This window comes from Yoonia sp. (assembly GCF_046292185.1).
Lineage (GTDB): Bacteria > Pseudomonadota > Alphaproteobacteria > Rhodobacterales > Rhodobacteraceae > Yoonia.
The window spans coordinates 39,120-46,774 of record NZ_JBKBQY010000013.1; the positions used below are offsets into that span (position 1 = coordinate 39,120).

A 7,655-nucleotide genomic window follows, 5' to 3' on the forward strand; every position below is an offset into this window, starting at 1 on the left:
CTTCTTATTTCTCAAAATACGCAAAGAAAAAGGCGTCAGCCTTCGCTGTCGCCCGCGGCTTCGGCCCTGCCCTTGAACCCGGTCGCCACCACGAATTTTTCCGAACTGTCCGACCGCGACGCCGGCGGTTTCACATTCGCGACCTTGGTAAAACGTGATTTCAGCAGTTTTTGCAGATCGCCTTCCGCCCCGCCCGCCAGCACCTTGGCGACAAAGGTGCCGCCTTCGTTCAGCACGTCAAAGGCGAAATAGGCCGCAGCCTCGCATAGCGCGATGATCCGGTTGTGGTCGGTCTGTTTATGGCCCGAGGCAGAGGCCGCCATATCCGACATCACCACATCGGCATTGCCGCCCAGCCAGGCGCGCACCTGTTGGTCGGCGTCATCGGCCATGAAATCAAGCTGATAAATCTCGGCCCCCGGGATCGGATCGACCTCTTGCAGGTCGATGCCCAGCACATAGCCTTGCGCCTTGGATGTCCGTTCCCCCAGCGCATTGGCGCGCTTGACCGCCACCTGCAGCCAGCCACCGGGCGCGCAGCCCAGATCGACGATCCGCGCGCCGGGCAGCAGAAACCGATATTTATCGTCCAGTTCCAGTATCTTATAGGCCGCGCGCCCACGATAGCCATCAATCTTGGCGCGTTTGACATAAGGATCGTTCAACTGCCGCTGCAACCACTGGGTCGAGGACAGCTTGCGCCCGCGCGCCGTCTTGACCTTGACATGCAGGTCGCGCTGGCCGCGTCCGGAGGAATTCTTGGTGGTGGGTTTTTTAACCATCTGGTGCCTTTACCCCTAAAACGGGGCATCTTCCAAGACCCCATCGGCGGACATCTGTGCATAAAGCAAGCCTTCCCGCAGACCCCGGTCCGCGACAGACAGCCTGTCCGTGGGCCAAAGCCGCATCAGCGCCTGCAAAATCGCCGCCCCCGACATGATCAGCGCCTGCCGGTCCTTGCCGATCCGCGGGTCCGCGCGCCGCCCGTCCGGGCCAAGCGCCACATAATCGCGGATCACCGCATCGATCTGGTCGGTGGTCATGCGCAACCCGTCCACCTTGGTCCGGTCATAGCGTTTCAGCCCCAGATAGCTGGCCGCGACCGTCGTCACCGTCCCGCTGGTGCCGATGATCTGAAACCCTTCACGCGATTGCGCGCAGGCCGAAGGCGCGAAGGCTTCGAGGTTTTCTTCGAAAAACCAGCTCATCAGCGCGAAACGCGCGGCATCGTCATCCACATCGCTGAATTGATCGCGCAGGGTGGCGACACCCAAAGGCACGGAAATCCAGTCCACCACTTTGGCCGCCGCAAACGGGCCGGGATCGGATTTGAACCCGGCATGCAACCGCATGATCGCGCGGGGGCGTTCGCGTCTGGGGACATTGGTCAGGTCGATCCAGACCAGTTCGGTTGACCCGCCGCCGATATCCACGACCAGCAATTGTTCGGTATTCACGCTGACCAGCGGCGCGCAGGAAATGACGGCCAGCCGCGCCTCTTCCTCGGGGCGGATGATTTCGAGGTTCAGGCCGGTTTCGCGCCGGACCTGCGCGATAAAATGCGCCCCGTTCAGCGCACGCCGACAGGCTTCGGTCGCGACAAGGCGCATCCGTTTGACACCATGCCGGTGCAGTTTTTCACGGCAGATCCGCATTGCCGATATCGTGCGGTTCATCGACGCGCGCGACAATCTACCTGTACTTTCAAGCCCTTGGCCCAGTTGCACCGATTTGGAAAAACTATCCACCACGTGAAACTGACTGCCTTTGGGCTGGGCAATCAGCATCCGGCAGGAATTGGTGCCAAGGTCCAGCGCCGCATAAAGCGTTGCCGGATCGGGTTTGTGTGGCGCGGGGCTATCGACCGCTTTGGGGAACGCGCCCGCACCTTTGGGACGCTTAGGCGTCATCTGATACGCCTTCCATTTACGAGTTGAACCCAAGCTATGTCGGCAAAGGTGACAAGACAAGCCCAAGTCCCGCTTTGCGCACCATTGCGTGAAAATACCGCAGGTCGCAGCAACCCCGTCGCAGCAAGCCCCTGTGATGTCGAAATCGGGCCTTGTCGCGCGATCTGCGATGTTAGAACGACACGAACGGGTCCAAGGGGGAATCACATGGCCGACGTCATCATCGTCTATTGGCGCGATATCCCTGCGCAGGTCATCGTCGGGCGCGGCAGGCGTGGCACCAAACTGCCCCTGCCGGAACGGTTTGAACAGGCGATTGACCGGGCCGCGATGAAATCGGGTGCGGCGGAATCGGATGAATATATGGCCGGTTTTCGCAAGGCTGATCCCTATCCCGCCGAAGGCACCGATGCGCAGGCGGCAGAAGCCGCCGTCGCCCGCATCGATACCGAATATGATCAGGACCGGATCAAATCCCTGATCGCCAATGATGGCTGGGCATGACCCAGACGCCCCGCCTGATGGAGGCTATGATGGCGCTACTCCCCTTTCTGAAACGTAAAGAACCCGACGCACCGGGCGCAGACCCGGTGATCGCCGCCTTCCTGCGCGATTATTCGATCGAGGTGATGCCGCGCACTGCCGAAAAGATCGCCGATTTCCGTGATCTTCTTCCCGCAGGCACCCGTGTCTATATCGCCCATATCGACGGCACGCCGATTGACGACATGGTCGCCACAGCGCGGCGGCTGGCACAGGACGGCTTTCAGATCATGCCGCATTTCCCTGCGCGCATCATCAAGGACCGCGCGACGCTGGCCGATTGGATCGCGCGGTATCAGGGCGAGGCGGGCGTCAATCAGGCGCTGCTGCTGGCCGGTGGCATCGCACAGCCGCAGGGCGATTTTCATTCATCCATGCAATTGATGGAAAGCGGTTTATTCAGCGACTTCAAACACCTGCATGTCGCAGGTCATCCGGAAGGCAACCGCGATATCGATCCCGATGGATCGGACACACAGGTCATGGCGGCGCTGCGCTGGAAACAGCGGTTCAGTGAAACAACCGGCGCGCAGATGGCCCTGACCACGCAATTCGCCTTCGAGGCTGATCCGATCATCGCCTGGGCCGATGCCCTGCGCGACGCGGGCATCACGATCCCGATCCATATCGGCGTTGCCGGCCCGGCCAAGCTGCAGACCTTGATCAAATTCGCCATGGCCTGCGGTGTCGGCCCGTCGCTGCGGGTCTTGCAAAAGCGCGCGATGGATGTGACCAAGCTGCTGTTGCCATACGAGCCGACGGAGGTGGTGACAGCACTTGCCGCCCATAAGGCCGCGCATCCCGACAGTCTGATCGCGCGGGCGCATTTCTTTCCCTTGGGCGGGATCACGGCCAATGCCCAATGGGCCGCAGACCACGGCGCCGCACCAGTAAAGGACCATGCATGACCCGCACGATCATCGAATCCAAGACCAAGACCGCGATCATCGGCTTTGATCAGCCCTTTTGCGTGATCGGTGAGCGGATCAATCCCACCGGCCGCAAGATTTTGGCCGAAGAGCTGGAACGCGGCGATTTTTCCCGGGTCGAGGCTGACGCCATCGCGCAGGTCGCCGCCGGGGCCACGGTGCTGGATATCAATTCGGGTGCCGTCTTTTCCAACAAAATGGCCGAAGACCCGCGTTACGCCGACAATAACTTTGTCGAACCCCCGTTGATGGCCGAATTGATCGCGCGCGTGCAGGCCGTCGTTGATGTGCCCCTGTGCATCGATTCATCCGTGCCCGGCGCGCTGGAACGCGGGCTGGCGGCGGCAGAGGGGCGGCCGCTGCTGAACTCTGTCACCGGCGAAGAGGAACGGATGGAACTGGTCCTGCCGTTGGTCAAGAAATACAACGTGCCGGTCGTCGCGATTTCCAATGATGACAGCGGCATTTCCGAAGACCCCGACGTACGCTTTGCCGTCGCCAAAAAGATCGTCGAACGTGCCGCCGATTTCGGCATCCCCGCGCATGATATCGTCGTCGATCCGCTGGTCATGCCGATTGGCGCGATGGGCAGCGCCGGGTTGCAGGTGTTCACGCTGGTCCGGCGTCTGCGCGAAGAACTGGGCGTGAACACGACCTGCGGCGCGTCGAATATCAGTTTCGGCCTGCCCAACCGGCACGGGATCAACAACGCCTTTCTGCCGATGGCGATTGCGGCAGGGATGACATCGGCGATCATGAACCCGGTCGCCCTGCCCGTCGGCCCTATCAAGATCGCCGAAAAACGCGCCGAGGTGCTGGCGGCGGGTATTTTCCTGCCCGAGGATATGGATGACGAAACCTTTGTCACCCTTTTCGGTCTGGGGTCGACCCTGCCCCGCCCCGGCAAAGAGATGGAGGCGATCCGCGCTGCGAACTTCCTGACCGATAACGATCCGTCGGGTGCGGAATGGATCCGCTTTAACCGCGCGCCGGTCAAGGCGGGCGAAGGACGCGCACGAACCGGGCGGCGCAAAAGGTAAGCCCTACGCCGCAGCGACGCCTGTCAGCCGCGATGTCAGCCCGCGCAAGGCCTTGCCCAGCACGGTCACATCGCTGCCGACGCCGATGAACGTGGCCCCGGTGGCAAGACAATCCGCGATGCGGGTGTCGTCAAAGGTGATGATACCCGCGATCTTGCCCGCGTCGCGCGTTCGCGCGATGATATGGGCGATGGCACGCACGACCTCCGCGTGATCCGGCTGGCCGGGATAGCCCATATCGGCGGACAGATCGGCGGGGCCGACAAAAACGCCGTCCACGCCATCGGTCGCGGCGATAGCGTCGATATTGTCCAGCGCGGCACGGCTTTCGGCCTGCACGAACAGGCACATCTGCGCGTCAGCCTCGCGGATATAGGCAGGCATCGCGCCATAGCCTGATGCGCGCGCCGATGACGCCCCCATCCCCCTTATCCCGTTGGGCGGATAACGCATCGCGCGGGCCATCAGCGCGGCTGTGGCCGCATCATCGACCAGCGGGACCAGCACGTTCTGGCACCCCTGATCCAGCACCTGCTTGATCATCCAGACCTCTGCCGCGGGCACACGCACCATCGCGGGCGTGCCGCTGACTGCCAATGCCTGCAATTGCGGGGTCAGGCCGGTGACGGCATTCGGCCCGTGTTCGGCATCGATCAGGCACCAGTCAAACCCGGCATGACCCGCCATTTCCGCCAGCACAGGCGATCCGCTGGACAGCCAGAGCCCATATTGCACCTGCCCCGCCAGGAGCGCGGTTTTCAGTCTGTTTTCCGGTGTCTGCATCGTGCGCCCCTTTGGTTTCGCGCGATACTGACAAGCGGATCAGCGATAGTAAAGCGATTGCCCGTTGGCAAAGATCTGCACCTTGGACGGGTCCGCCGCCATCCGCACGGCCTTGCCGCGCAGATCGGCGTGGATACCCGGCAATTTGCCGATCACGGCGGTGTTTTCGCCGACCTTGTCGAAATAAAGCAGCGTCACCTCGCCCAGGGCTTCGGTGATATTCACCTTGCCTTCAAAGGCGTAATCCTCGCCCGTGGTCTCGACCATGTCTTCGGGGCGGATGCCGACATTGACCTGCAGACCCATGTCGCTGTCGCGGGTCGGCACGGCAGATGTCACCACGCCGCCACCATGCAGTTTCACCTTGGTCACCGGGCCGGTGCCGATGATTTCCCCGGCCAGCAGGTTCATCGCGGGCGAGCCGATGAATTGCGCGACAAATTCATTCTCGGGCCGTTCATAAAGGTCGAGCGGGCTGCCGACCTGTGCGATCCCCTTGTTGGCCAGCACCACAATACGGGTGGCCAATGTCATCGCCTCGACCTGATCATGGGTGACATAGATCATCGTGCTGTCGGGCATGGATTCCTTGAGCTGGGCAATCTCGATCCGTGTTGCCACCCGCAAAGCGGCGTCAAGGTTCGACAGAGGTTCGTCGAACAGATAGACCTTGGGATCGCGCACGATCGACCGGCCGATGGCGACGCGCTGACGCTGCCCGCCCGACAGCGCCTTGGGCAGGCGGTCGAGCAGTTCATCCAGTTGCAGGATCTTCGCGGCGCGGGCCACAGCCTCTTCAATCTCTGCCTTGGATTTCTTGGCGATTTTGAGGGCGAATGACATATTTTCGCGCACCGTCATATGCGGGTAAAGCGCATAGGACTGGAACACCATCGCAATGCCGCGTTGCGCCGGCGGCACGTCATTGACCACCTGCCCGTCGATGGTCAGTTCGCCGCCGGTAATCTTTTCCAGCCCCGCAATCATCCGCAGCAAAGTGGATTTGCCGCAGCCCGAGGGGCCGACAAAGACGATCAATTCGCCTTTCTTGATATCAAGGTTGATGTCCTTGAGAACATCAATCGTGCCGCCATATGTCTTGGCGACATTTGTCAGTTTCAGTTCCGCCATATCCTGCCTCCCCTTCAATCTTTACCGTTTGAGCGCGAAGCAAACCTGCCACGGACCAAAATGCAGTTTCCCATCCGCCGATACATGCGCTGAGCCGAGTTCGGCACCGATCACCGTCCAGTCACCTGCGGGGAGCTCGAAATCGGATGGCGTGTCGCTGACGTTGAAGGCGCAGAAAATCGTCTGATCGCCCTCGGTCCGGGTGAAATAGACGACATCATCCTGCGCGCGCATCCCGTCGTGGCGTCCCAGCGCCAGCGCCGGATGGCTGTGCCGAAAGGCAATCGCGCGGCGGTAATGATGCAGCAGCGCGCCCGGTTCATCCTCTTGCGCGGCAACCGACAGGCCCAGATGTTCGGACGGGACCGGCAGCCAGGGCCGGCCGATCGAAAATCCGGCGTTGAATTTGTCGCGGTCCCAGACCATCGGCGTGCGGCAGCCGTCGCGGCCCTTGAATTCCGGCCAGAATTCGATGCCATAGGGGTCCTGCAGGTCTTCAAAGGGAAGATCAGCCTCGTGCAGGCCCAGTTCCTCGCCCTGATAGATGCAGACCGATCCGCGCAGCGACATGATCAGCGTGGCGAACATGCGCTGTCCGGCGGGCGGCAGATCCCAGCGGGTGGCGTGGCGTACCACGTCATGATTGGAAAACGCCCAGCAGGCCCAGCCATCGGCGGCGACGGCATCGACTTCTTTCATCACCGCGACGATGCGGGCCGCAGTGGGTTTGTCCCTGGCCAGAAATTCGAACGCATAGCACATCTGCATCAGATCATCGCCGGTGGTGTACTGGCCCATGATTTCCAGCCCACGCTGGGCATCGCCCACCTCGCCCACGGCGGCAGCGCCGTAAGGTTCCATCACGGCGCGCAGCCGGGCCAGGAATTTGACGTTATCCGGGTGGTTCTTGTCGTAGATATGTTCTTGATGGTTATAGGGGTTCACCGAAGGCGCGATATTGGCATTGCGCCGTTCGGGGGCCAGCGCCGGGTTATCGCGCAGGGCGGCGTCATGCATGTAGAAATTGATCGTATCCAGCCGGAACCCGTCACAGCCCCGGTTCAGCCAGAAACGGGCGACGTCCAGCAGCGCCTCTTGCACGGCCTCGGAATGGAAATTCAGGTCGGGTTGGGACACAAGAAAATTGTGCAGGTAATATTGTTCGCGCCGCGCATCCCATTGCCAGCCCGATCCGCCGAAGATCGACAGCCAATTGGTGGGCGGCGTGCCATCGGGTTTCGGGTCGGCCCAGACATACCAGTCGGATTTGGGATTATTGCGGCTGGACCGGCTTTCGATGAACCATGGATGCTGCGCGC

Annotated in this window: 8 protein-coding genes; 3 read left to right on the forward strand and 5 right to left on the reverse strand. The window is 61.6% G+C overall.

Annotation, left to right across the window (positions count from 1 at the left end; translation table 11 throughout):
* Nucleotides 1–35 precede the first annotated feature (35 nt).
* Nucleotides 36–782 carry an RlmE family RNA methyltransferase gene (locus ACK4TM_RS04275; RefSeq protein ID WP_409697248.1) on the reverse strand — a complete coding sequence of 249 codons (747 nt, stop codon included), beginning with the start codon at nucleotides 780–782 and terminating at the stop codon, nucleotides 36–38.
* A gap of 15 nt (nucleotides 783–797) precedes the next feature.
* Nucleotides 798–1,910: a Ppx/GppA phosphatase family protein gene (locus ACK4TM_RS04280; RefSeq protein ID WP_409697251.1), complete on the reverse strand. Its 1,113-nt coding sequence runs from the start codon at nucleotides 1,908–1,910 to the stop codon at nucleotides 798–800.
* Between the two features lie 207 nt (nucleotides 1,911–2,117).
* Here ACK4TM_RS04280 and ACK4TM_RS04285 point away from each other — a divergent pair, with 207 nt between their 5' ends.
* From ACK4TM_RS04285 to ACK4TM_RS04295, 3 genes are read left to right on the forward strand one after another with little or no spacing between them, the layout of a single operon-like run.
* Nucleotides 2,118–2,414: a virulence factor gene (locus ACK4TM_RS04285; protein WP_409697254.1), complete on the forward strand. Its 297-nt coding sequence runs from the start codon at nucleotides 2,118–2,120 to the stop codon at nucleotides 2,412–2,414.
* Nucleotides 2,411–3,361, forward strand: a complete 951-nt coding sequence (locus ACK4TM_RS04290; RefSeq protein ID WP_409697257.1) for a methylenetetrahydrofolate reductase — start codon at nucleotides 2,411–2,413, stop codon at nucleotides 3,359–3,361. Before ACK4TM_RS04285 ends, ACK4TM_RS04290 begins: the two co-directional genes overlap by 4 nt.
* On the forward strand, nucleotides 3,358–4,422 hold the full coding sequence (locus ACK4TM_RS04295; protein WP_409697260.1) for a methyltetrahydrofolate cobalamin methyltransferase: 1,065 nt from the start codon (nucleotides 3,358–3,360) through the stop codon (nucleotides 4,420–4,422). The genes ACK4TM_RS04290 and ACK4TM_RS04295 overlap by 4 nt, the downstream gene beginning before the upstream one ends.
* A gap of 3 nt (nucleotides 4,423–4,425) precedes the next feature.
* Here ACK4TM_RS04295 and ACK4TM_RS04300 read toward each other — a convergent pair whose 3' ends face one another.
* From ACK4TM_RS04300 to ACK4TM_RS04310, 3 genes are all read right to left on the reverse strand, one after another.
* Nucleotides 4,426–5,205: an HpcH/HpaI aldolase family protein gene (locus tag ACK4TM_RS04300; RefSeq protein ID WP_409697263.1), complete on the reverse strand. Its 780-nt coding sequence runs from the start codon at nucleotides 5,203–5,205 to the stop codon at nucleotides 4,426–4,428.
* Nucleotides 5,206–5,244: 39 nt separating this feature from the next.
* The gene (locus ACK4TM_RS04305) at nucleotides 5,245–6,336 is read right to left on the reverse strand and encodes an ABC transporter ATP-binding protein (RefSeq protein WP_409697266.1); all 1,092 of its coding nucleotides are present in this window, start codon (nucleotides 6,334–6,336) and stop codon (nucleotides 5,245–5,247) included.
* Nucleotides 6,337–6,357: 21 nt separating this feature from the next.
* Nucleotides 6,358–7,655, reverse strand: a 1,298-nt coding sequence (locus tag ACK4TM_RS04310; protein WP_409697269.1) for an alpha-amylase family glycosyl hydrolase, incomplete at its 5' end; no start/stop codon positions are given.

Excerpts from the sequence above, each read along its gene's own strand:
- ACK4TM_RS04300 (WP_409697263.1), bottom strand. The coding sequence starts at position 5,205 with ATGCAGACACCGGAAAACAGACTGAAAACCGCGCTCCTGGCGGGGCAG.
- ACK4TM_RS04280 (WP_409697251.1), bottom strand. The coding sequence starts at position 1,910 with ATGACGCCTAAGCGTCCCAAAGGTGCGGGCGCGTTCCCCAAAGCGGTC.
- ACK4TM_RS04305 (WP_409697266.1), bottom strand. The coding sequence starts at position 6,336 with ATGGCGGAACTGAAACTGACAAATGTCGCCAAGACATATGGCGGCACG.
- ACK4TM_RS04275 (WP_409697248.1), bottom strand. The coding sequence starts at position 782 with ATGGTTAAAAAACCCACCACCAAGAATTCCTCCGGACGCGGCCAGCGC.
- ACK4TM_RS04295 (WP_409697260.1), top strand. The coding sequence starts at position 3,358 with ATGACCCGCACGATCATCGAATCCAAGACCAAGACCGCGATCATCGGC.
- ACK4TM_RS04285 (WP_409697254.1), top strand. The coding sequence starts at position 2,118 with ATGGCCGACGTCATCATCGTCTATTGGCGCGATATCCCTGCGCAGGTC.
- ACK4TM_RS04290 (WP_409697257.1), top strand. The coding sequence starts at position 2,411 with ATGACCCAGACGCCCCGCCTGATGGAGGCTATGATGGCGCTACTCCCC.